The sequence below is a fragment of the Mycobacterium persicum genome (assembly GCF_002086675.1).
In the GTDB taxonomy this organism is placed as follows: Bacteria; Actinomycetota; Actinomycetes; order Mycobacteriales; family Mycobacteriaceae; genus Mycobacterium; species Mycobacterium persicum.
In genome coordinates, this window is sequence record NZ_MVIF01000020.1 from 1 (window position 1) to 19,186 (window position 19,186).

Consider the following 19,186-nt stretch of genomic DNA (forward strand, 5'->3'; position numbering starts at 1 on the left):
ATGGTGGGGCCGGCGGAACAGGCAGCATCACCGGTGGTGCTGGGGGTGCCGGGGGCACCGGAGAGGGCTTGATCTTTGGCGCGGGTGGCAGTGGTGGCGCCGGCGGAACTGGCGGCATCACCGGTGGTTCCGGAGGTGCCGGGGGCGCCGCAGAGGGCTTCTACTTTGGTCAGGGCGGTAATGGCGGCGTCGGGGGCAGCAGCGTCGGGGGCTCTGGTACCGCCGGGGCCGGAGGCACCGGTGGTAGTAGCGCCGCGATAATTGGCTTCGCAAATGCCGGAAGCGGCGGCATGGGTGGCTACGCCGTCGGTTCCGGCACCGGCGGTGCAGGCGGCCAGGGCGGCACAGGTGCAGCGTTTATCGGCGTGGGCGTGGGCGGCTTCGGCGGCTTTGGTGGTGGTTCCTTCAGCGGCACCGGCGGTGCGGGCGGCCAGGGCGGCGCAGGTGCAGCGTTGATCGGCGTGGGACAGGGCGGACTGGGGGGCTACGGTGGCTTTTCCTACAGCGGCACCGGCGGCGCGGGCGGCCTGGGCGGTGAAGGCGTCACGCTCATTGGCCTGGGCCAAGGCGGAAGCGGCGGCCAAGGTGGCACCAGTTTCTCCGGCAGTGGCGGCAACGGCGGTAACGGCGGCGACGGCGGCGGCCTGTTTACCCTCGGGATTGGTGGGGACGGCGGCAATGCCGGCGCCGGAGTCGGGCCCGCCCACGGCGGCAACGGCGGCAACGTCGGGATAATCGGCACCAACGGCTCCTTCACGCCGGCGCTCTTCGGCTTTGGTGGTAACGGCGGTAATGGCGTCAACGGTGGCGGTGGCGGCACCGGTGGCAGTGGCGGCACGATTATCGGCGCTAACGGGATGAACGGAGCTTCCTAACCGCAGAGTGCCGGCGCGGGAGGAAACCGGACACGCTCATATCCTAAGCCGCTACAGGGGCGGCCAGCAGGACGGCGGCGGGCTGTCTCGGCGCACGGTCCAAACACCTTGGATAACGCCTGCTTTGACTGAAGTCGAGTTTCCTAGAGCCATCTGCGCAGCCGCTCCAGACGGACCATCTGCCGTGCCGCCTGTGTTGGCGAGGCTCGATTAGTTCGAAATCGACCACGTCATCCGCCGGTGTCGCGACCGGGATGAGCCCTTAAAACTAATGCAGTACAAGGCGATTCGGGAGGTTACGAGAGAACAGCGTTGGGCGGTTTACGGTTTATGTGTACTACAACTGCGGTGATTGGTGCGGCTAACGACTGTAGACGTCGATATCGCTTGCAGCTCTCAATAATTCAACATATACGAACAGTGCATCGAAGCTTGGGGTTTAGCTGAATGATTCCGTCGCGGGGTTGTTCTGCGGAGTGATTTTTGGTGTCATTCGTTAGGCGCTCGGCTGCGGTGCATGACCGCGGGCGTGATGGTTGTCCGGGAATGTGATTGTCGGAGCCGTTGATTCGGCTGGTTGGTCGGAGGTTTGGATGGTGATCAATTTTTCGTGGTTGCCGCCGGAGATTAACTCCGGGCGGATGTACTCGGGTGCGGGTTCGGGGTCGCTGTACGGAGCAGCGACGGCTTGGCAGCGGTTAGCTCAGGACCTGCAGGCCTCGGCGTCGTCGTTTGATTCGGTGGTCACAGGATTAGTTAACGGATCGTGGTCGGGGCCGGCGTCGGTGGCGATGGCAGCGGCGGCTACTCCGTTTGTGGCGTGGTTGAACGCGGCCGCTGAGCAGGCACAGTTAGCGTCGGGCCAAGTTCAGGCAGCCGCGGCGGCGTTTGAAGCGGCGTTATCGGCGACGGTGCACCCCGCGGTGGTGACAGCCAACCGGACGTCATTTCTGTCGTTAGTGGCAACGAATTTCTTAGGTCAAAACACTCCCGCGATCGCTGCTAACGAGGGCGCATATGCCGAGATGTGGGCCCAAGATGTCGCCGCAATGATCGCCTATCACTCCAATTCGGTCTCTATGGCGGCGTCGTTCACACCGTTCAGCGCGCCTCCGGTGCAGTTAACGGGATTAGCCACCCAAGTCGGTGCGGCGGTGCAACCGTGGTTGCCGACCAATATCTTGACCGTCTTCGCGCCGTTGGCGGGGCTGTTTTCGGTGGCCGACGATGTGCCCGTTTCTTCGATGTTGTCGCTGGCTCAGTTTGCTTTGTATCCAGCCAGCATGATGATGTCCCCGTTGATGATGGCGTTGCAAGGCGCCCGTGGTGCCACGGCCGGATTCGGTGGCGCAGCAGCGGGTTTGACCGGGACCGAGATAGCCATGGGAGGACCTCAATTCGCTACTCCGGCCTTGGCTGGGGCAGGTAGTGGCGGCATCGCCGGTGGCGCGATGTCAGCTAGCTTGGGTCAAGCGAATTTGGTGGGTCCGATGTCGGTGCCGCAAAGCTGGCAAGGATCGCTTCCTGCTGGGTTGGCCAGCTCGGGGGTATCCGGGCTGGCGTCGAGCGTGGCACCTGTTGGTCAGGCTACGGCGGCTGCTGAGGGTATGCCGATGATTCCGCCAATGCCGATGGGCTCAAGTGCTGCTAGTACCACGCCGCAGGCGGCGGTGGGCACTCGTGGTGGTGCGGGAACCGCCCCACCGGCGGTGGCCCAGCCCAGTGTGATTCCGCGGGCTGGAGTCGGATAGAGCAGGAGGTGGTCGGCCGGGCTTTGGGGTATGTCGGTCACATCAGATCTGTGGTGTGGCGCGCCAAGGTGATTGAAATGGGTTGTTTTGATGTGATCCTGAGGAAAGGATTAATGTGATGGCTTCTCGGTTTATGACTGACCCGCATGCCATGCGGGACATGGCGGGTCGTTTCGAAATTCACGCTCAGACAGTGGAGGACGAAGCTCGCCGGATGTGGGCGTCTTCGCAGAATATTTCGGGAGCTGGCTGGAGCGGGACTGCTGAAGCGACGTCCTTAGACACGATGAGTCAAATGAATCAAGCGTTCCGCAATATTGTGAACATGCTCCATGGAGTGCGAGATGGGTTGGCCCGCGACGCGAACAACTACGAGCAGCAAGAACAAGCATCGCAGCAGGCTTTGGCTAACTAGCGCTTTTGTCAACCAGAGGAGGAAATAGTGACGATTAATTACCAGTTCGGTGATGTCGATGCCCATGGCGCTACGATCCGGGCTCAGGCTGCAGCTTTAGAAGCCGAGCACCAAGCGATCGTGCGTGACGTATTGGCCGCTGGTGACTTCTGGGGCGGTTCGGGATCGGTAGCCTGCCAAGAGTTTATCGGCCAACTCGGTCGTAACTTCCAGGTCATCTACGAACAGGCCAACACCCACGGACAAAAGGTGCAAGCCGCAGGCAACAACATGGCCAACACCGACTCGGCGGTCAGCAGCAGCTGGGTCTAACCCCACAACAGTGCTGTGGTGGCGGCCGGACCCCATCCGCCACCACAGCACTAACGTAGTTCTGGGTGAACCGTCCCCGGTTTTGTGCACACCTCGTTACGTGTCACCGGTGTGCTCCCCGGCCTGGAGTCGAGCGTAGTACTCAGCCTCGGCTTCCGCGGGTGGGATGCGGCCCAGACGGTGCATCAGCCGGTTGGTGTTGTACCAGCTAACCCACGCTGAGGTCATGTGCTCCAGGTCGGCCAGGGTCCGGATCGGACCAGGACGAAACGGCGAGCCGTAATATATTGCAGTGTATTGACTTCCGGCATCACTATGATGAATCGTCTCGTCGAACGGATGGCCCTGGCGGCTCCGGAAAGTCGCGGCATGGCGCAGCGCACGCTCAACGAAACCGGTATCTTTGACCATCGAACATTCCCAGCCCGGGATCAGTCCGGCGTAAGCGTCGACGACGAACGCGGTGTAGCCGAACCCGCCGGTGTCGAGCGCGACATAGGTGAAGTCAGCTACCTCCAACAGGTTGGGCGCACCAACGCGCCAGCGCCGACCGACCAGGTCAGGTGCGCGGGCCGCGGCCGGGTCGCGCTCGGTGGTGCGTGGTGGGCGGCGAGCACGCATAACGCCTTGCCAGCTGTTGTGCCGCATGATCCGTTCCACCGTGCGCCGCGCCACGGGGATGCCTTGTCGTTGCAGGTGTGCCCACATCTTCAGGCTGCCGTAGAGGCTCTCCGGTGGGCGTTTCCCGTCGGCATCGGGTTGGTAGTAGCCGGCCAGGATCTCGGCGATCGTGGTGTCCCACACGGCACGTTTCGAAGGCGCGGAGGCGCGGTGCGCCCAGTAGGTGCGCGGGGCGATCGCCGTGCCCTGGATAGCAAGGGCACGGCAGATCGGTACGACCCCGAACCGCTCCTTGTGTTCGTCGATGAACGCACATATCAGCGGTGTAGCGGGTCGCACTCCCGCGCGAAGAAAGTCGTTGCGGCCTTGAGGATTTCGATAGTTTGCTCAGGCTCCCGGTTCTTCTTTCGCAGTTCCCGCAGGTCTCGACTCTCCTCGGTGGAGACTCCCGCCGCCTCACCGGCGTCGATCTCGGCTTGGCGCACCCACTTGCGCAGCGTCTCCGCGGTCATCCCCAGCCGGCCGGCGATCGCCTTCATCGCCGCGCACTCCGAGTCGTAATCATCGCGGTGTTCCCGGACCAGTCGCACCGCCCTGGCCTTGGTGTTCTCGTCGTACTTGCTCGGCATCGCGCCATCCTTGCCAACAAAGGAAGTGCGCATAAAACCGGGGACGGTTCCTCTTTCTTACGCAGTCGTTGGTGGCCAAGCGCTGACTAGCTTGGATTGGGCTCGGGTGTTGTACGTGACGGAGTGCTCCTGGGCCAGCGAGTTGGTGGGCGCGGGATTGGACTTTGCGACCGTTAGCGGATTCTCCGAGACGGAGGCGGTGAGCTTACCGCGCGGCTTGCAGCGCAAGATCGGCCGCGTCACCACGGCTGAGTTGCTGTTTCCTGGGAGCGGTCGGCTGTCGCCCGCCGATGGAGGCTGGCGTCGTGCTCCTAGTCGAAGTCTCGGACTCATCTGCGGAGTCATGCTGGGCCGGGGCGACGGGGCACAGCCCTCCGGAGCATCCTCTTGCTAACCGTTGCTCATCGTCAAACTTGTGATTCTGGCGGACTGGATCTGGAATCGGGCTACCGGCAAGGGGTCACCGGTTCGACTCAACGAAGAATTAGTCGCTGCGGTTAGCATCAGGGTTGCTTGCTGGGTAGGGGACACCGCGCATTTCCGTGCCACGTCGAGGGTCGGATTGCCCCCCGTCCGCGGGCATTACGGGGCCGCCCGGTACGACTGGTGGTGCGGGCGGACCGGCCGAGGAAGCGCCCACGTCTTGAGATGGTTCTGTCTGCTGTGTAGGCACGTCGTAACCCATCGCCCTGCGCACCTGAAGCACATCGCGAAGCGGCGGGTTAGCTGGGTCATGCCCCAGCAGCACCAACGTTCCGGTGCCGAGGCGTTCAACTGTTGCGCCAGCCGGCAACAACGCCATGTCGAATTTTACCGAATCGGAATCGCTGAGGAAATTAGCCCATCCCGCCGGATGTCCAATCAATTTCCCGAGCACATATCCGCGGCCGTCTTTGGTAGGGCGATCCGGCTCTTTTTGCTTGTTGCGAAGATTGCTGTTCGTCCAAACACCCCAGTCGGGGTCGAAGATATCCAGTAGCGCCTGCAGAATACGGTGCGCGGTCTCTGCTCTGTACAAGTATGGCGCCGATTCTTGATGGGGAAGCTCGAGCGTAACGTTGTTTAACCCGATAGCTGATGTCCCAGCGATACGGATCGACAATTTAGCAGGTGGCCGGTTGTCGTCGGAGCCGCCATTCCACCAGTGCGCCGCGTACCCGTACGGTTCGATGACTTCGTTGTTGTCCGGGCGGCGATTGCGCCCTGCCAGCAGTCGCTGCACCAAGTCGGTGTGTTCGTTGGTTACCAGCGGCTGGGCTAACGCGTCCCTTTTTGATCGGCCCCCGTCACGCCAGCCTGAAAGCACGGGATCGAGCGCGGCCAGCGCCGTCACGAGCCGCGCAACCCGATAAGCGCATTCATCCAGCGATTCAGCACGGGGTCCCCAATACACCCCCACATCCGCTTTAGGCATGCGACCCTCTCTACTTGGGCGGAACCACTATGACACTAATGGCGTATCCGTTTCTTGTCAGAAGATCTTCCACGAGCGCCGCGGTTTCCGGCTGAGCGAATACCCATTCTATCGGTGTTGTCCCTGCGACCCGTATTTGATTGTACGCCTGGTTGAGTATTCCCTGCTCTCCGGTAAACCAGGGCTTCCACTGGCCGTTTTCGGTAAACTGATCGTAATAGCTTTTGACTTCGATGAGCGTTCCGTCTGTGAATCCGTCGAATTTGACTCCGTCGACGATGTATCCCTCGGTGACGGGGTGTCCGGTGATTTGCATCTGGTATTGGGCGGCGCGATCAGACATGGATTCGGTGACCGGTTGCCAGGCGCCGGGGCCATGCGGGACCGGTGTTGGCGAGTGTGCCGGCGGTTGCCATGGCTGTGCCCAATCGGGCACCAGCCGCGATAGCTGCGCCGGCGCGGTCTCCGAAATACCCAACTTCGCCTCTAGGGCGGCCTTTCTGGCGTTGAGCGCATCAGCTTCTCGATCGTAGGCGCTGACCGCGCCAGCATCGTTGAGTGGGGGCCGCCACGAATTGTGCTTGCGGATCTCCTCCTTGAGTTGGTCATAGGCGGTCCGTGCCTGCTCAGCTGTCATACCCGACGGATCACCCGGCTGCGGTTGCTGTGGGCTGTCTTTGAAGGTGTGGTGGTCGACGGCCTGAATGTGCGGTCTGTGGTCGTGGGGTGTTTCCGGAAAGGTAGTAGTCGCGATTCCGGCGGTTGCGGCGGTGATCTTGCCGGCCACTACATGTTCGACCGCCAGCAGTTGGGTGGCGCGCTGGCGGATGTCGGCAGCGAATGCCTCGGCTTGGGCTTGGCGCGCCGCTCGCTCGGCGGCGTTGCCGCTGGCTCGGGTATCGGTCACCGAGAAGTCTTCCGCGACAGCGAAACCCGCGTTGTGAGCGTCCTCGACGGCATAGAGGACCCGGCGTTGGGCGGTGCCGATGGTTCCGGCGCCGTCCCGGGCGATCTTGCTGGCTTGGCGTAGTTGGTCGGCTTTGGCGCTTACGACTGTGAAGTCCGCGCCGATTCGCGCCCGCAGCGCGTCACCGCCGGCGCCTTCCCACACCAGGGTGTGGGATTGGTTGCGCATCTGCAAAAACACGTCTTCCCACTGATCGGCGGTCTTGGTCCAGTAGGTGGCCGCCTAGATCAAATGCTGGGTGCTCCAGGTTCGGACTTGGGAAAGGGTGGCCACCGATTACACCAACCTGGCTTGCACGGCTGCCATCTCGGCCACAGCCGTCGCTTCGTTGCTGGCATATCCCGTAGCACCGGCCCGCACCGTGCTGGCCGTCGCTTGGGTGCGGGCGGTCAACGCCGCCGCAGCCAGGTCAACCGCTGCGTGGGCACTGCCCACCGCTACGGCGGTGGGTTGAAACGGTTGCCCCGGCAAGGGCGGTGCTAAGACGGCAAGTTCGACGCTTCGCTGACTCCATTGACCCGCCGTAGCTTCTAGCTGACCGACATCGATCCGCAACTGACCCTGCTCCATCCCCGGGAAGTGTAGCGGCGGGCCTCCAGCAGCGCATCGGAGGCCGAATGACACTGCCCCCGTCGGTTGCCTGGCCATCCTTGCGCTTTGCGGGTGTCATCGCACAACGCGACAAAGTACTGGCCACCAACGCCTTACGGAACAGCCGAATGCGCATTCCCTGCTTTCCGGTCAGCAATAGCGTCGCGCCGTACAGAACTTGCGTGGAACTGGGTCGCAATCCGAGCTGCCCGCGAATCCGACCAGGGCACCGTCCGTTTCGGGTAGGGTTGCACCCACCCGCAAGTGGAAGGCTCGGCAAATGCCTGAACAGCCGCCTATGCCCCCGCCCTCCGGCTATCCACCGCCGGCACCCGCGGGATATCCACCGGCCCCGAGCCAACCCGTGCATGACTTGCCGATGGCGGCCTACGCCTCGTGGTTCCGGCGGGTAGGCGCCTATCTCATCGACCACCTGCTGGGGTTGGCGATCGGCGTGGCTCTCGGGATCGTCGGCGGGTTGATCATCGCCCGGGCCGGCGCGGGCTCACGCTTCCAGGGCGTCGTGGCGTTGATCGTCAATCTGGCGATGCTGGCGTACTGGGTCTGGAATTGGGTTTTGCGCCAAGGGATTACCGGCTCGACCGTGGGCAAGTCGGTGCTGAAGTTCAAGGTGCTCAGCGAACGGACCGGCGCGCCCATTGGCGTCGGATCGTCGATCGCGCGCTACTTCGCCCACTTTCTGGACGCGATCACCTTCGGCATCGGTTACCTGCTGCCGTTGTTCACCGCCAAGCGGCAGACGATCGCCGACATGCTCATGGATACGGTTTGCATACTCGACGAACCCCCTCGGGTGCCGAGTAGCCGCCAACCAAGACCGAGACTGCGAACGGCGCTCGGTGTCGTGGTGCTCGCTATCGCGGCCGCGCTCACCGTGCTGGCTTGTTTGAACACCACCAGCGGCTGGGTCTGCATGGGCGGCGCCCGGTATCCGCACTGCGGGCCGCAGGTATCGGTCGGCCCGATATCTTACGGCGCCCCAAAGATTTTCGATCCCTATGTCCAGGCGGCGCTGGTAACCCCGCTGTGGACCGCGGGAATCTTCATCCTGCGCCGGTACTACCGGGCGACCTACGTGCTGGTCCCGATCGCGGGCATCGTCGCGATGGTGATCTTCGCGCAGGGTCGTTACGAATGGGGTTGGCACCACAATTGGTTCGCGTTCCTGGCATGCGTTGCCGGGACCACGGCGACGTGCGTGCTGATCGCGCGAGGCATCACCCGTTCCGTTGCGGCACGCCGGGTTTAGCCAGGGATGGCCCGGCGATCAACCTGCCGGCGGATACACACTCGTCACCTCCAGCAGCCGCATCACCGGCGGGGGATCGAACTGCAGCGCGTCGGACATGTGCAAGCTGCCGGCCGAGGCAATCATGTTGTCCAGGATCGCCTGCAGGTCAGCGCCTTCGATCTCGTAGAGCGCCACGTATGGCCCGTCATCGTTGACCGGTCTGAGGCGCCGCGCCGAGACGAATCCGTCGAGCGCCACCAATTCGGGAAGGTGGACGTCGTCGTACCAGCTGTGATATTCCGGTTCGCGTTCGGGTGAGCAGGGGCGAGTCTCGACATAGATGATTCCCTTGGCCATGGTCGGTGCCTCTCTGCTGACTACTCGTAGCGCACCGTGATCGATGCGGTTTCGGGAACGCCCTGACAGGTCAGAATGTAGCCCTCGGCCACCTCGTCTTCCTCGAGCGCGTCGTTGACCCGCATGGTCGCGCTGCCCTCGACGAGCCTGGCCATGCAGGTTCCGCAGTTGCCGGCCTCGCAGCTGAACGGAGGGTCCAGGCCCGCCCGGCGGGCGCTTTCCAACAGCGTCTCGCCGGGTACCAGGGGCACCGATACCTTCTTGCGGTCGAGCTGGATCGTCACCATGCCGGACTCCGTCATGACCGCCTTCTCGAACCGACCAGCACTTGCATTCTTCATTACAGAGAATACTATTCTCATTGCGCGATAGTATCTTCTCAAGACAGTCAGTGCCCCGGGGAAGGAACCAGAAGTGACCGAGCCGGCCGCGCTCGTGGTCGAGGATCGGTGCTTCAGCCTGCGCGCGCTCGACGCAATGACCGACGATCTGGGTGCGGGCCTGCGGAAACGCGGTGTCGTCGCCGGCGAACGGGTCGCGATGATGGCGTCCAACCGGCCGGAGTTCGTCGCGGCGTTGCGCGCGATCTGGCGGTTGGGGGCGGCGGCGGTGTTGATCAGCCCCGCCTGGAAGCGCGACGAGGTCGACCACGCCCTTGCCCAGACCCAACCGACCCACGCCGTCGGCGACCAGCCGGTGCTGTCCGACCTGATGCCGATGCTGGACCTGGACGACCCGATAGCGCCCGCAGCGCCGATGACGGGATCTCCGCGGCCCGGGGACGATGCGGTGCTGGTGTTCAGCTCGGGCACCACGGGTATGCCAAAAGCCGTGCGGCACACCCATGCATCGCTCGACGCCGCCGTTCGCCAGTGGCGCGATGCGCTGCAGCTGACCGCGCACGACCGCATTCAGGTCGCCACGCCGCCGTCGCACATCCTCGGCCTGCTCAACATCGTCACCGCCGTACGCACCGGCTCGTGGGTGCGGCTGCATCCGCGCTTCGACGTCGACCGGATATTGCAACACATCGAAAACGACCGCATCACAATCGAAATGGCGGTCGCGCCGATCGCACAGGCCTTCGCGTCGCATCCGCGGCTCGACTCCTACGATCTGTCGTCGCTGCGGTTCATCATGTGGGGTGCCACACCGGTCACCGCCAGCATCGCGGAGACGGTGACCCGACGGACCGGTGTCGGCTGGGTGCCCGCCTATGGCACCACCGAGTTACCGGTCATCGCCTGCAACCCCGTCCACCAGGCCCGCCTGGATTCGGTGGGGCGACCGGTTGCCGGTGTGGACGTGCGGATCGTGTCGCCGGACACCGGCGAACCGGTCGGCTCTGGGGACGTCGGTGAGATTCAGGCCCGCTCGGCGTCGCTGATGGCCGGCTATCTGCCGGCCGCGGCCGGTGCTGAGGTGTGGTGCGACAGCTGGTATCGCACCGGGGACGTCGGCTGGCTCGACGACGAGGGTTGGCTCCGAATTACCGACCGGCTCAAGGAGATGATCAAAGTGCGCGGGTTCCAGGTCGCGCCGGCCGAAGTCGAGACCGTGTTGCACGGTCATCCGGCGGTCCGCGATTGCGCGGTATTCGGTGTTCCCGACGGCATCAACGGGGAAGCGGTCGTCGCCGCGGTCGCCACGCATACGCCCGGCAACGCCGGGGTCGCCGCCGAGCTCACCGAGCGGGTAGCGGCGAGGCTGGCGCCCTACAAACGGCTGAGCCGGGTCGTGTTTGTGCCCGACATTCCCCGCTTGCCGTCGGGCAAGGTGCTGCGCCGAGTGCTCAAGGAGCTTCATGGATGTCCGTCTGACCGCTGAACAACAGCAATTGCGCGACGCCGCAACAAAATTGGCTGACGACCTGGGGCCCGGGTCGGTATCGGACCTGGCTGGTGAGGACCGGATTGCCCGGCTGGACCGCCAGATTGCCGCGACGGGCTGGCGATCGCTACGTTCCGACGGGGCTTCAGGCGTCGAAGTCGCCATCATCGCGGAGGAATTCGGCCGCCGACTGGTCGATGCCCCGTTTCTCGGGCCGGTGCTGGCCGACGACCTGGCCCGCCACCTGGACACCGAGCGTGGCGACTCGACCATCGCCGTCGACGGCCTGGCATTCGATACCCGCGGCTATCGGCGGGCCCTGCTGCTATCGGGCACCACAGTGCTTGCGGCTGAACTAGATACGGGCCACGCCGGTGCGGACCTGACCAGGGTGACGACGGGCATTGTCGAACCGCCGCTGCCCGTCGGCGAGTTATCTGCCGACGCCGCCGGACGATGGCGAGCGCTCGCGCTGGTAGCCACCGCGGCGGATCTGGTCGGTGACGCCCGCGGCGTGCACACGCTGGCCTGCGACTACGCGAAAATCCGCGAACAGTACGGCAAGCCGATCGGTTCGTATCAGGCCGTCGCGCACCTGCTGGCCGAAAGCCTGGCCCTGATCGAAGGTTCCATCAGCATCCTGCGGCACGCCGCCTGGGCGGTCGACGAACTGGAACCGCCGGAAGCTGTTCGCGCTGCCCGGGTCGCCAAGGTGTACTGCGCGCGTGCCACCCAAACGGTCTGCGAGACCGCGGTGCAGGTACACGGCGGCATCGGCAATACCTGGGATTGTCTGGCGCATGTGTATCTACGCCGGGCCTTGACGTCGACCAACCTGTGGCCGGTGAGCCTGAAGGAGGTCGGTCGTGGACTTTCGTGATTCTCCACAGGAGGCCGCTTTCCGGGAACGACTGCGAGCCTGGCTTACCTTGCATGCCAAGGAGTTCTGCGCTACCGGCGACGAATACTGGACCCGGCAGGCCGATTGGCATCGGGCGCTCTACCGAGCCGGGTTCTTCGGGTTGTCCTGGCCGCGCGAGTACGGCGGCCAGGAGTTGCCGCCGGTCTACGACGTCATCGTCGACGAAGAGCTGGCGCGTGCCGGCGCGCCGCCGCGCCCCAGCGTGGGCTACCTGGTCTTCGGGATCGGCAGGCACGGCAACGACGCACTGCGGCAACGCTTCCTGCCCGGCATCATCGACGGCACCCAGCGCTGGTGTCAGGGCTTCAGCGAGCCGGGTGCGGGCTCGGATCTGGCGTCGCTGACCACCACCGCCACCCGCGAGGGCGACCGCTATGTGGTGCACGGACACAAGATCTGGACCAGCTACTCCGACGTCGCCGACTGGTGTCTGCTGCTGGCCCGCACCGATCGGGAAGCGCAGCGCCATCGCGGCCTGTCGGCGTTCGTCATCGAGATGAAACAGCCTGGCGTGCAACAACGTACGCTGCGCATGATGAACGGCGTCAGCAACGAATTCGGTCAGGTGTTCTTCGACGGTGCCACCGTTCCCGCGAACCGGATGGTGGGCGATCCCGGTGACGGCTGGGCGGTTGCCATGACGGTGGTCGGGCACGAACGCGAGCCGTCGACGCTGGGCTATGCGGCCCGCTACGCCAAGCTGGTACGAGAGCTGCTGGCGCACAACGATGACCCGGTACCCGACGAACTCGCATGGGCGGCGGTCCAGGCGGAGATGTTGACCCACCACGTCCGCCGAAGGCTGTCCGAACAGCTCGACGGGATCTCGCACGGACCCGAAGGATCGCTGGACAAGCTGCTGATGACGTGGGTGGAGCAATCCGTCGGACACGCCGCACTGGCCGTCGGCGGAACGCGCGACCCGGACCTGCTCAGCGCCTACCTGTACAGCCGCGCGCAAAGCGTGATGGGCGGCACGTCACAGATACAGAAGAACATCATCGCGTCGCGAATCCTGGGATTGGGAGTCTGAATGTACGACATGCCAGCAGAAATCGACGTTCGAGCCGACGGGGCGTTACGGATCATCACCCTCAACCGCCCCGATTCCCTCAACGCCGTCAACGACAATCTGCACGTCGGGCTGGCGCAGCTGTGGCCGCGTTTGAGCGACGATCGCACTGCCCGCGCCGCGGTGCTCACCGGCGCCGGCCGGGCGTTCTCGGCGGGCGGCGATTTCACGTATCTGGCCGAGTTGGCCCACGACGCCGATCTGCGCGCCAAGACCATCGCGCACGGGCGCGACATCGTGCTGGGTATGGCACGCTGCCGAGTGCCGGTGGTGGCAGCGGTCAACGGCCCGGCCGTCGGGCTGGGCTGCAGCCTGGTCGCGCTGAGTGACATCGTCTACATCGCCGAAGACGCCTACCTTGCCGACCCGCATGTGCAGGTGGGATTGGTGGCCGCGGACGGCGGTCCGCTGACCTGGCCGTTGCACATCAGCCTGATGCTGGCCAAGGAATACGCGTTGACCGGCACCCGAATTCGCGCTCAGCGAGCCGTCGAACTCGGGCTGGCCAACCATGTCGTCGCCGACCCGGTCGCCGAGGCGGTGGCCTGCGCCCAGCGAATCATGGAGTTGCCCCAGCAGGCCGTCGAGAGCACCAAGCGGGTGCTCAACATCCACCTCGAACGTGCGGTGCTGGCCAGCCTGGACTATGCCCTGTCGGCCGAACAGCAGTCGTTCGTCACGGAGGATTTCCGGTCGATCATCGGCAAGCTGACGGCGGGCAAGAACTGACGAGCGCGGCGACATTTCGGGCCGGTTTCGGCCGCGGCGTTACGCCCGCACGGGGCCGCCACGGTCATGTTCCCGCAGGAAGTCCCGCAGCAGCGCGTCGAACCGGTCCGGTTCTTCGATGAAGGGCAGGTGAGCACTTCGCTCGAAGAGCTCGAACCGCGAGCCGGCGATACGGTGGTGCATGTCGCGCATGTGTTCCGGCGAACATTCGTCATACCTGCCGGCGATCAGCAGCGTTGGCAAGCTGATCTCAGCCAACCGATCGACAATGTCCCAGGATCGGATGGTGCCGACAATGTGAAAGTCGCTGGGGCCGAACATCGTTTCGAAAATCTCGGCGCCCATGTTGCGGAATGCTTCGTAGAGTTCGACGGGCCAGGGTCGGGTGCGGCACAGATACGTCTCGTTCCAGGTGGTGATCGCGGCCTGGTATTCGGCGGAATGCGTGGTGCCGGCGGCTTCGTGGCGGTCGATGGCGGCTTGGGTCGCCGGGTCCAACGTTGACTTCAGTCGGATCACGTGGTCGGCGAACTGTGGTATGGACGCGGTGCTGTTCGAGATGATCAGGCTGACGGCACCGGACGGCACGTCAAGGACATACTGCTGGGCGAGCATCCCGCCCCAGGAGTTGCCGAAGATGTGAAAGTCATTGAGGCCCAGCGCGGTTACCACGTCATCCATTTCGGCCACCGAGCGTTGCATCGTCCACAGATCCGGATTCGGCGGGCAGTCGGAGTTCCCGCAGCCGAGCTGATCCCAGAAGATGACTTCGCGCTCGGTTGCCAGACGTTCTAGCGAGGTCAAGTAGTAGTGCGGCAGACCCGGGCCGCCGTGCACCACCAGCAGCGGAAGACCAGGTCCGCCGCCGACCCGCTTGAACCACACGTTTCCGCCCGGGACCGCGATTGTCGCCTCTGGTCGAGTCATGCCACCAGCCAACCACCGGCCCCGACGAAGGCTGTATTGCGCAGGTCCGCCGCCCGCCGGCGTGGGCCGACTCCAGCTTGCACCGGCGGTGATTCCGACTTGACACCGATCTTGCTCAAGCGGAAGGTCGATCCGACTGTACAAGTCGAGTCCGAGAGAAAGACCCGGGAATGGGAGTTTGCTCGTCGAGCAACGGTATGGGGGTGGACCTGTGAAGACCTTCACCATGATTCCGCGTGCGGTGTTTGTAGTCCTGGCATCATTTCTCTCGGTGTCGTCGATGACGCCCCCGCTGGCACGGGCCGAGGGCACTGCATGCGAAAGCCGTGGTTTCGACTTAGCAACCTGCGATCAGTACTTCCTCGATGACCTGAGAAAGCGCGGTGTCCCGTTTACGGACCCTGGGGCGGCGATCAGGATCGGTCATGGCACCGCTGACTACCTGACCCAGCACCCCACGATGAAGGGGATCACAGCCATAGCCAACAGGCTCATCAAGGATAATTCGAATGTGAATTTCACCGTCCAAAATGCGGTCAACTTCATCAAAGTCTCGGCGCATTACTACGGACCGCCGGGTTTGGAGGAGCAACTCGAGGCGGCGGCATCATAAGCCTTAAGGTGGCAGATTACTGCTGGCCTCGGTCCGCGTGAAGATCAGAGAAATCGCTCGGACCAGAAAAACCGTTCTTGATCGCCGTGGTTAGCTGTTGCGGGTTCGCAGTCGGTGCATTGCCGAGACTGTCGGGCGGGCAAGCAGTGTCGTCGGCACAGTTGAGTGCGACGGAGCCGATGCCATCGGTGGGGTCCGTGGCGGGGTCGGCCATGGCGGGCGCTGCCGCCCCGACGGCGGCGCCGAGGACGATGGCCGCGCCAACCAGTACTTTCGTCAACATAGGGTTTCTCCTAAATCGGTTGCTTGGCATCGTACGCTCCGCCGGTCTTGGCTGGCGTCGGTCGCAGGTTCCAGTCGCCCTCCGCAGCCATTGCCGGTGTGCTTTTCCGAGTCATTTCGGGTACTTGTGTGGTCCGCGCGGTCGACAGTCATTAGCCGAAGGTCGCGGGGCCGCCCAGCGAGGATCCGAACGCCATTGCCAGCCCGGCCAGATAGGTCACGATGACAATCGCGAGACCCAGCGCGGGCCAAGTCCACCTCGCAGTGGCCCTGCGGCGCGCCACGATGAGCCCGGCGATGGCGACGACGACACCGACCAGGATTCCGGCGAGGGTGACTACACCGCCCGTGGCCAAGAGGTCCGGGTTGCAGGTCCCTTCGGGCGAGACTTTGTACGAGCAGCGGGCCGCATTGTTGAAGGCGTAGGTGCCCAAGTAGGAGCCGATCGCCCCCAGCGGCACCAGGACCGTCAGGATCGGCGTTAACACGACGTCGGCGGTGCTTGGCGGGCGTACTTCATCAGGGGGCATTTGCTTGCTCCTGTGTGCAGGGGTGGTGGGTGTTGCCGGCGTTGCGCAGCCCGGGGTCGGTTCCATAGTGAACTAGCGAATGTCGCCGGGGACAATGCCTATCCCCAGGTCGCGGCATCCGTCCTTCTTGCAACTCGCACTCTCAGAATGAGAGAATAGTGTTCTCGCCAATCTGTGGATGGAGAAGACTGTGCCAGAAGCCGTCATCGTGTCCGCCCTGCGTACGCCCATCGGCACTGCCCGCAAAGGAACCCTGCGCGACACCAGCGCATTCGATCTGGCCCATCACGTGGTCAGCGAAGCCGCCGCCGGTCTCGACCCGGCACTGGTCGACGACGTGATCCTGGGCGAGGGTCTCTACGGCGGCGGCGTGATCGCCCGGCACGCGGCCATCACCGCCGGCCTGAGCCACGTGCCCGGCCTGGCGAACAATCGGCACTGTGCGGCCGGGCAGGCGGCCGTGCAGAGCGCTGCGGCCGGTGTGCGCGCGGGAATGGATCAGCTCGTCATCGCCGGCGGAGTGAACTCGGCGTCCACGTCGCCGCGGTCTCGGATGCAGATCGACGGCGAATGGGTCGACTGGTTCCCGCCGACCCACCCCGACCGGACCGACGCGCCCAACCTGGACATGTCCATAACGGTGGGGTGGAACGCCGCGGTCAAAGCGGGCATCAGCCGCGAGGAGATGGACGCGTGGGCGCTGCGGTCACACCGCAACGCGATCGCCGCGATCGACGAAGGCCGGTTCAAGGAAGAGATTGTGGCCATCGAGACGCCGCACGGGCTGTTCTCGGTCGACGAACATCCACGGCGCGACACCACCATGGCGAAGCTGGCCGCGCTCAAGCCGTTGCATCCCGAGATAGCGGGCTTCTCGATCACCGCCGGTAATGCCTGCGGCGCCAACGACGGCGCCGCCGTGCTGACCATCGCGAGCGACCGGCTGAGTGACCGGTTGGGACTTCCCGCGCTGGCCCGCATCGTGTCCTGGGCATCCGTCGGGGTGGACCCGGCGGCCACCGGCTTGGCGCCCGTCGAGGTGATCCCGAAAGTCGTTGCCCGCGCTGGACTTTCGATCTCCGACGTGGACCTGTTCGAAATCAACGAAGCATTCGCGTCGATGTGTGTGGCCACCGTGAAAATGCTCGACCTCGACCCGGACCGGGTCAACGTCAGCGGCAGCGGCTGCTCGCTGGGCCATCCCGTGGCGGCCACCGGTGCCAGGATGTTGACGACGCTGGTGCACGAACTACGCCGCCGCGGCGGCGGTATCGGCATCGCGGCGATGTGTGCCGGCGGCGGCATGGGCTCGGCAACGGTCATCGAGGTTGCGGCGGCATAGCGAGCCATAACGAGCCATAGCGAGCCGTAACGCCCATGGACATTGCCGATCTGATTGCCCGGGCGCGCAACGGATCTCCCCGCGCGACAGGTCGGCTGCTAAGCCTCGTCGAGGGAGACCGACGCGACGAGGTACTGGCCGCCATCAATGCTGCGTCGGTGTCGCAGATCCGCGTCGTCGGCATCACCGGGCCGCCGGGCGCCGGAAAGTCGACGACGATCGCGGCGCTGGTCGGCGCCTACCGGGAGCGCGGCTGCCGAGTGGGGGTATTGGCCGTGGACCCGTCGTCGCCGTTCAGTGGGGGTGCGCTGCTCGGCGATCGGATCCGGATGACCGCACACGTCGACGACTCCGACGTACTGATCCGCTCGGTGGCCAGTCGCGGCCACCTCGGCGGTCTGGCCGCCGCCGTTCCCGCCGCCATCCGGCTGCTGCAAGCCATCTGCTACGACGTCGTCCTGTTGGAAACCGTCGGGGTGGGCCAGTCGGAGATCGAGATTGCCGCCGTCGCCGACCCGACCGTCGTCATCCTCAACCCCGGCACGGGTGATGCGGTGCAGGCCGCCAAAGCGGGTCTGCTCGAGGTCGCCGACATTGTGGCGGTCAACAAGGCCGACCGAGACGGCGCCGAGCAGACCGTGCGGGATCTGCGGGCCGAAACCGATGCTCCCATCGTCAAACTCGCGGCCGCGCGCGGTGATGGCGTTGCGGAGTTGGTGGCCGCCATCGACGCACATCATCGCAGCGACAGCCGCGACCGCCGGCTCGCCCGCGCCCGCGCACTGATCCTGTCGTTGGCACACACCCGGCTGCGGGCCCGCGCGGACCTCGATCGGCTCGCCGAGTCGGTGGCCGACGGCCGCGACGATCCGTATACGGCTGCCGAGCGGTTGCTGTCCCCGCACCCGCGACCGAACTGAAACCCTGACCCAAGCGCGGCCGATCGCGCCGGCCGGAGGACACCAACTCCGTCGATCGGTGGACAGCATGATTCCGCCGGCAAAGTGCCCGCTCGCCCGACAGACATCGGAGGGGAACCACGGCACTGTTGTGTCATGTCTTTCGTGACCAATGAACCCGAGGCGCTGATCTCGGCAGCGGGGAACCTGCAGTCGATCGGTAGCGCCATGAACGCGAGTAATGCGGCCGCGATAGCTCCCATCACCGGCGTCGTACCGGCGGCCGCAGACGAGGTGTCGGCGTTGACCGCGGCTCACTTCGCTGCCCACGGCTCTCTCTATCAAGCGGTCAGCGCACAGGCCGCGGCGATTCACGAACTCTTTGTGACCACCCTCGGAGCCAGCGGCGGTTCCTATGCGGCGACCGAGGCGGCCAACGCGATCGCAGCCCGCTAAGGACCGATTCCGCAGCGATGGTGTACGGGGCGCTGCCGCCCGAGATCAATCGCGGCGTTGCCGGGCGCCGTCTCCAACGGCGCTTCCTCGCTCGTCTCCGGCGCGGCCCCCGATCTGCTGGGTGGGTTGCCGCTGGCTGGCGCGTCCGCACGGGCGGCCGCGGCCGGCAATGCCGCGCAGGACGGCATCGAGCCGCTTCGGGTGCTGCCGCAACTGATGATCGGATAGTCGGATAGCGACTCGGGTAAATACGCGCCGCTGGCGGGTCTGGGCAGCGCAGCCTGATCCGTTTTTATCCATTCCCATCCATCCGGACCATGTCCTCCGATCGGTGGACCGAGATCGCGGCGGTTTTTCGCCCGATCGGCGGAGTCGTCGCAACGCGATCATCTCTACCGTT

The 19,186-nt window shown here is 64.8% G+C and carries 22 protein-coding genes, 2 pseudogenes and 1 other annotated feature; of the genes and pseudogenes, 15 read left to right on the plus strand and 9 right to left on the minus strand.

Annotated elements, in window-relative coordinates; translation table 11 throughout:
* The 5 genes and pseudogenes from BST40_RS30040 to BST40_RS09175 form a co-directional block, all read left to right on the plus strand.
* Nucleotides 1–875 (plus strand): annotated as a pseudogene (locus BST40_RS30040) (PE family protein); the annotation flags it as partial.
* 109 nt (nucleotides 876–984) lie between these two features.
* Nucleotides 985–1,086 (plus strand): annotated as a pseudogene (locus BST40_RS32830) (type II toxin-antitoxin system VapC family toxin); the annotation flags it as partial.
* 382 nt (nucleotides 1,087–1,468) lie between these two features.
* A complete protein-coding gene (locus BST40_RS09165; protein WP_075546429.1) occupies nucleotides 1,469–2,626 on the plus strand; it encodes a PPE family protein in 1,158 nt (385 codons plus the stop codon).
* 118 nt (nucleotides 2,627–2,744) lie between these two features.
* Nucleotides 2,745–3,041: a WXG100 family type VII secretion target gene (locus BST40_RS09170; RefSeq protein ID WP_075546430.1), complete on the plus strand. Its 297-nt coding sequence runs from the start codon at nucleotides 2,745–2,747 to the stop codon at nucleotides 3,039–3,041.
* A 27-nt stretch (nucleotides 3,042–3,068) separates the two neighbouring features.
* Nucleotides 3,069–3,353: a WXG100 family type VII secretion target gene (locus BST40_RS09175; protein WP_075546431.1), complete on the plus strand. Its 285-nt coding sequence runs from the start codon at nucleotides 3,069–3,071 to the stop codon at nucleotides 3,351–3,353.
* Between the two features lie 96 nt (nucleotides 3,354–3,449).
* Here the strand turns inward: BST40_RS09175 and BST40_RS09180 are convergent.
* The 4 genes from BST40_RS09180 to BST40_RS09190 all read right to left on the minus strand — a co-directional run bounded on the left by BST40_RS09180 (nucleotide 3,450) and on the right by BST40_RS09190 (nucleotide 7,554).
* Nucleotides 3,450–4,603 (minus strand): IS3 family transposase gene (locus tag BST40_RS09180; protein WP_089025075.1). Its coding sequence is split into 2 segments (ribosomal slippage): nucleotides 3,450–4,324 and nucleotides 4,324–4,603, totalling 1,155 coding nucleotides; the frame shifts between segments, so codons are not numbered across the junction.
* Nucleotides 4,203–4,331, minus strand: a sequence feature (AL1L pseudoknot). It overlaps the preceding gene by 129 nt.
* 484 nt (nucleotides 4,604–5,087) lie before the next feature.
* Nucleotides 5,088–6,017, minus strand: coding sequence for an Imm52 family immunity protein (locus tag BST40_RS29350; protein WP_131808272.1), 930 nt, complete (start codon nucleotides 6,015–6,017; stop codon nucleotides 5,088–5,090).
* A gap of 10 nt (nucleotides 6,018–6,027) precedes the next feature.
* Nucleotides 6,028–7,152, minus strand: coding sequence for a Tox-REase-5 domain-containing protein (locus tag BST40_RS33165; RefSeq protein WP_371687264.1), 1,125 nt, complete (start codon nucleotides 7,150–7,152; stop codon nucleotides 6,028–6,030).
* Nucleotides 7,153–7,260: 108 nt separating this feature from the next.
* A complete protein-coding gene (locus BST40_RS09190; RefSeq protein ID WP_075546433.1) occupies nucleotides 7,261–7,554 on the minus strand; it encodes a hypothetical protein in 294 nt (97 codons plus the stop codon).
* A 400-nt stretch (nucleotides 7,555–7,954) separates the two neighbouring features.
* On the opposite strand from BST40_RS09190, the gene BST40_RS09195 reads away from it, so the two are divergent.
* Nucleotides 7,955–8,845 (plus strand): RDD family protein, encoded by an 891-nt coding sequence (locus BST40_RS09195; protein WP_241780207.1) that lies wholly within the window; start codon nucleotides 7,955–7,957, stop codon nucleotides 8,843–8,845.
* 18 nt (nucleotides 8,846–8,863) lie between these two features.
* Here the strand turns inward: BST40_RS09195 and BST40_RS09200 are convergent, their stop codons facing one another.
* Both BST40_RS09200 and BST40_RS09205 read right to left on the minus strand, forming a co-directional pair.
* Nucleotides 8,864–9,184, minus strand: a complete 321-nt coding sequence (locus BST40_RS09200) for a 6-phosphofructokinase (RefSeq protein ID WP_075546435.1) — start codon at nucleotides 9,182–9,184, stop codon at nucleotides 8,864–8,866.
* A gap of 20 nt (nucleotides 9,185–9,204) precedes the next feature.
* Nucleotides 9,205–9,525 carry a 2Fe-2S iron-sulfur cluster-binding protein gene (locus BST40_RS09205; protein WP_240316506.1) on the minus strand — a complete coding sequence of 107 codons (321 nt, stop codon included), beginning with the start codon at nucleotides 9,523–9,525 and terminating at the stop codon, nucleotides 9,205–9,207.
* A 73-nt stretch (nucleotides 9,526–9,598) separates the two neighbouring features.
* Between BST40_RS09205 and BST40_RS09210 the strand changes: the two genes are divergently transcribed.
* The 4 genes from BST40_RS09210 to BST40_RS09225 are packed head-to-tail and all read left to right on the plus strand — an operon-like array spanning nucleotide 9,599 to nucleotide 13,737.
* Entirely contained in the window at nucleotides 9,599–11,011 is a 1,413-nt protein-coding gene (locus BST40_RS09210) for a class I adenylate-forming enzyme family protein (protein ID WP_083154055.1), read from the plus strand.
* Nucleotides 10,989–11,894 carry an acyl-CoA dehydrogenase family protein gene (locus BST40_RS09215; RefSeq protein WP_083154072.1) on the plus strand — a complete coding sequence of 302 codons (906 nt, stop codon included), beginning with the start codon at nucleotides 10,989–10,991 and terminating at the stop codon, nucleotides 11,892–11,894. The genes BST40_RS09210 and BST40_RS09215 overlap by 23 nt, the downstream gene beginning before the upstream one ends.
* Nucleotides 11,881–12,969: an acyl-CoA dehydrogenase family protein gene (locus BST40_RS09220; protein ID WP_075546437.1), complete on the plus strand. Its 1,089-nt coding sequence runs from the start codon at nucleotides 11,881–11,883 to the stop codon at nucleotides 12,967–12,969. The genes BST40_RS09215 and BST40_RS09220 overlap by 14 nt, the downstream gene beginning before the upstream one ends.
* Nucleotides 12,970–13,737, plus strand: coding sequence for an enoyl-CoA hydratase/isomerase family protein (locus BST40_RS09225; protein ID WP_075546438.1), 768 nt, complete (start codon nucleotides 12,970–12,972; stop codon nucleotides 13,735–13,737). It begins immediately after the preceding gene.
* A 39-nt stretch (nucleotides 13,738–13,776) separates the two neighbouring features.
* On the opposite strand, the gene BST40_RS09230 is transcribed toward BST40_RS09225, so the two are convergent.
* Entirely contained in the window at nucleotides 13,777–14,664 is an 888-nt protein-coding gene (locus BST40_RS09230) for a proline-specific peptidase family protein (RefSeq protein WP_075546439.1), read from the minus strand.
* 211 nt (nucleotides 14,665–14,875) lie between these two features.
* On the opposite strand from BST40_RS09230, the gene BST40_RS09235 reads away from it, so the two are divergent.
* A complete protein-coding gene (locus BST40_RS09235) occupies nucleotides 14,876–15,277 on the plus strand; it encodes a DUF732 domain-containing protein (protein ID WP_075546440.1) in 402 nt (133 codons plus the stop codon).
* 16 nt (nucleotides 15,278–15,293) lie between these two features.
* Here BST40_RS09235 and BST40_RS09240 read toward each other — a convergent pair whose 3' ends face one another.
* Nucleotides 15,294–15,557 (minus strand): hypothetical protein, encoded by a 264-nt coding sequence (locus BST40_RS09240; RefSeq protein WP_131808273.1) that lies wholly within the window; start codon nucleotides 15,555–15,557, stop codon nucleotides 15,294–15,296.
* A gap of 154 nt (nucleotides 15,558–15,711) precedes the next feature.
* The gene (locus BST40_RS09245; RefSeq protein ID WP_131808274.1) at nucleotides 15,712–16,089 is read right to left on the minus strand and encodes a hypothetical protein; all 378 of its coding nucleotides are present in this window, start codon (nucleotides 16,087–16,089) and stop codon (nucleotides 15,712–15,714) included.
* 190 nt (nucleotides 16,090–16,279) lie between these two features.
* On the opposite strand from BST40_RS09245, the gene BST40_RS09250 reads away from it, so the two are divergent.
* The 4 genes from BST40_RS09250 (at nucleotide 16,280) to BST40_RS30045 (ending at nucleotide 19,014) form a co-directional block, all read left to right on the plus strand.
* The gene (locus tag BST40_RS09250) at nucleotides 16,280–17,431 is read left to right on the plus strand and encodes a thiolase family protein (RefSeq protein WP_075546498.1); all 1,152 of its coding nucleotides are present in this window, start codon (nucleotides 16,280–16,282) and stop codon (nucleotides 17,429–17,431) included.
* Between the two features lie 35 nt (nucleotides 17,432–17,466).
* Nucleotides 17,467–18,351: a methylmalonyl Co-A mutase-associated GTPase MeaB gene (gene meaB / locus BST40_RS09255; RefSeq protein ID WP_075546443.1), complete on the plus strand. Its 885-nt coding sequence runs from the start codon at nucleotides 17,467–17,469 to the stop codon at nucleotides 18,349–18,351.
* 135 nt (nucleotides 18,352–18,486) lie between these two features.
* Nucleotides 18,487–18,786: a PE family protein gene (locus BST40_RS09260; RefSeq protein WP_075546444.1), complete on the plus strand. Its 300-nt coding sequence runs from the start codon at nucleotides 18,487–18,489 to the stop codon at nucleotides 18,784–18,786.
* 57 nt (nucleotides 18,787–18,843) lie between these two features.
* Complete coding sequence (locus BST40_RS30045) at nucleotides 18,844–19,014, plus strand: hypothetical protein (RefSeq protein ID WP_158084000.1); 171 nt, start codon at nucleotides 18,844–18,846, stop codon at nucleotides 19,012–19,014.
* Nucleotides 19,015–19,186: the final 172 nt, after the last annotated feature.

What these genes read in the sequence shown, in the direction of transcription:
- BST40_RS09165 (WP_075546429.1), top strand. Translation starts at nt 1,469, where the DNA reads ATGGTGATCAATTTTTCGTGGTTGCCGCCGGAGATTAACTCCGGGCGG.
- BST40_RS09170 (WP_075546430.1), top strand. Translation starts at nt 2,745, where the DNA reads ATGGCTTCTCGGTTTATGACTGACCCGCATGCCATGCGGGACATGGCG.
- BST40_RS29350 (WP_131808272.1), bottom strand. Translation starts at nt 6,017, where the DNA reads ATGCCTAAAGCGGATGTGGGGGTGTATTGGGGACCCCGTGCTGAATCG.
- BST40_RS33165 (WP_371687264.1), bottom strand. Translation starts at nt 7,152, where the DNA reads ATGCGCAACCAATCCCACACCCTGGTGTGGGAAGGCGCCGGCGGTGAC.
- BST40_RS09190 (WP_075546433.1), bottom strand. Translation starts at nt 7,554, where the DNA reads ATGGAGCAGGGTCAGTTGCGGATCGATGTCGGTCAGCTAGAAGCTACG.
- BST40_RS09195 (WP_241780207.1), top strand. Translation starts at nt 7,955, where the DNA reads ATGGCGGCCTACGCCTCGTGGTTCCGGCGGGTAGGCGCCTATCTCATC.
- BST40_RS09200 (WP_075546435.1), bottom strand. Translation starts at nt 9,184, where the DNA reads ATGGCCAAGGGAATCATCTATGTCGAGACTCGCCCCTGCTCACCCGAA.
- BST40_RS09205 (WP_240316506.1), bottom strand. Translation starts at nt 9,525, where the DNA reads ATGAAGAATGCAAGTGCTGGTCGGTTCGAGAAGGCGGTCATGACGGAG.
- BST40_RS09215 (WP_083154072.1), top strand. Translation starts at nt 10,989, where the DNA reads ATGGATGTCCGTCTGACCGCTGAACAACAGCAATTGCGCGACGCCGCA.
- BST40_RS09225 (WP_075546438.1), top strand. Translation starts at nt 12,970, where the DNA reads ATGTACGACATGCCAGCAGAAATCGACGTTCGAGCCGACGGGGCGTTA.
- BST40_RS09230 (WP_075546439.1), bottom strand. Translation starts at nt 14,664, where the DNA reads ATGACTCGACCAGAGGCGACAATCGCGGTCCCGGGCGGAAACGTGTGG.
- BST40_RS09245 (WP_131808274.1), bottom strand. Translation starts at nt 16,089, where the DNA reads ATGCCCCCTGATGAAGTACGCCCGCCAAGCACCGCCGACGTCGTGTTA.
- meaB (WP_075546443.1), top strand. Translation starts at nt 17,467, where the DNA reads ATGGACATTGCCGATCTGATTGCCCGGGCGCGCAACGGATCTCCCCGC.
- BST40_RS09260 (WP_075546444.1), top strand. Translation starts at nt 18,487, where the DNA reads ATGTCTTTCGTGACCAATGAACCCGAGGCGCTGATCTCGGCAGCGGGG.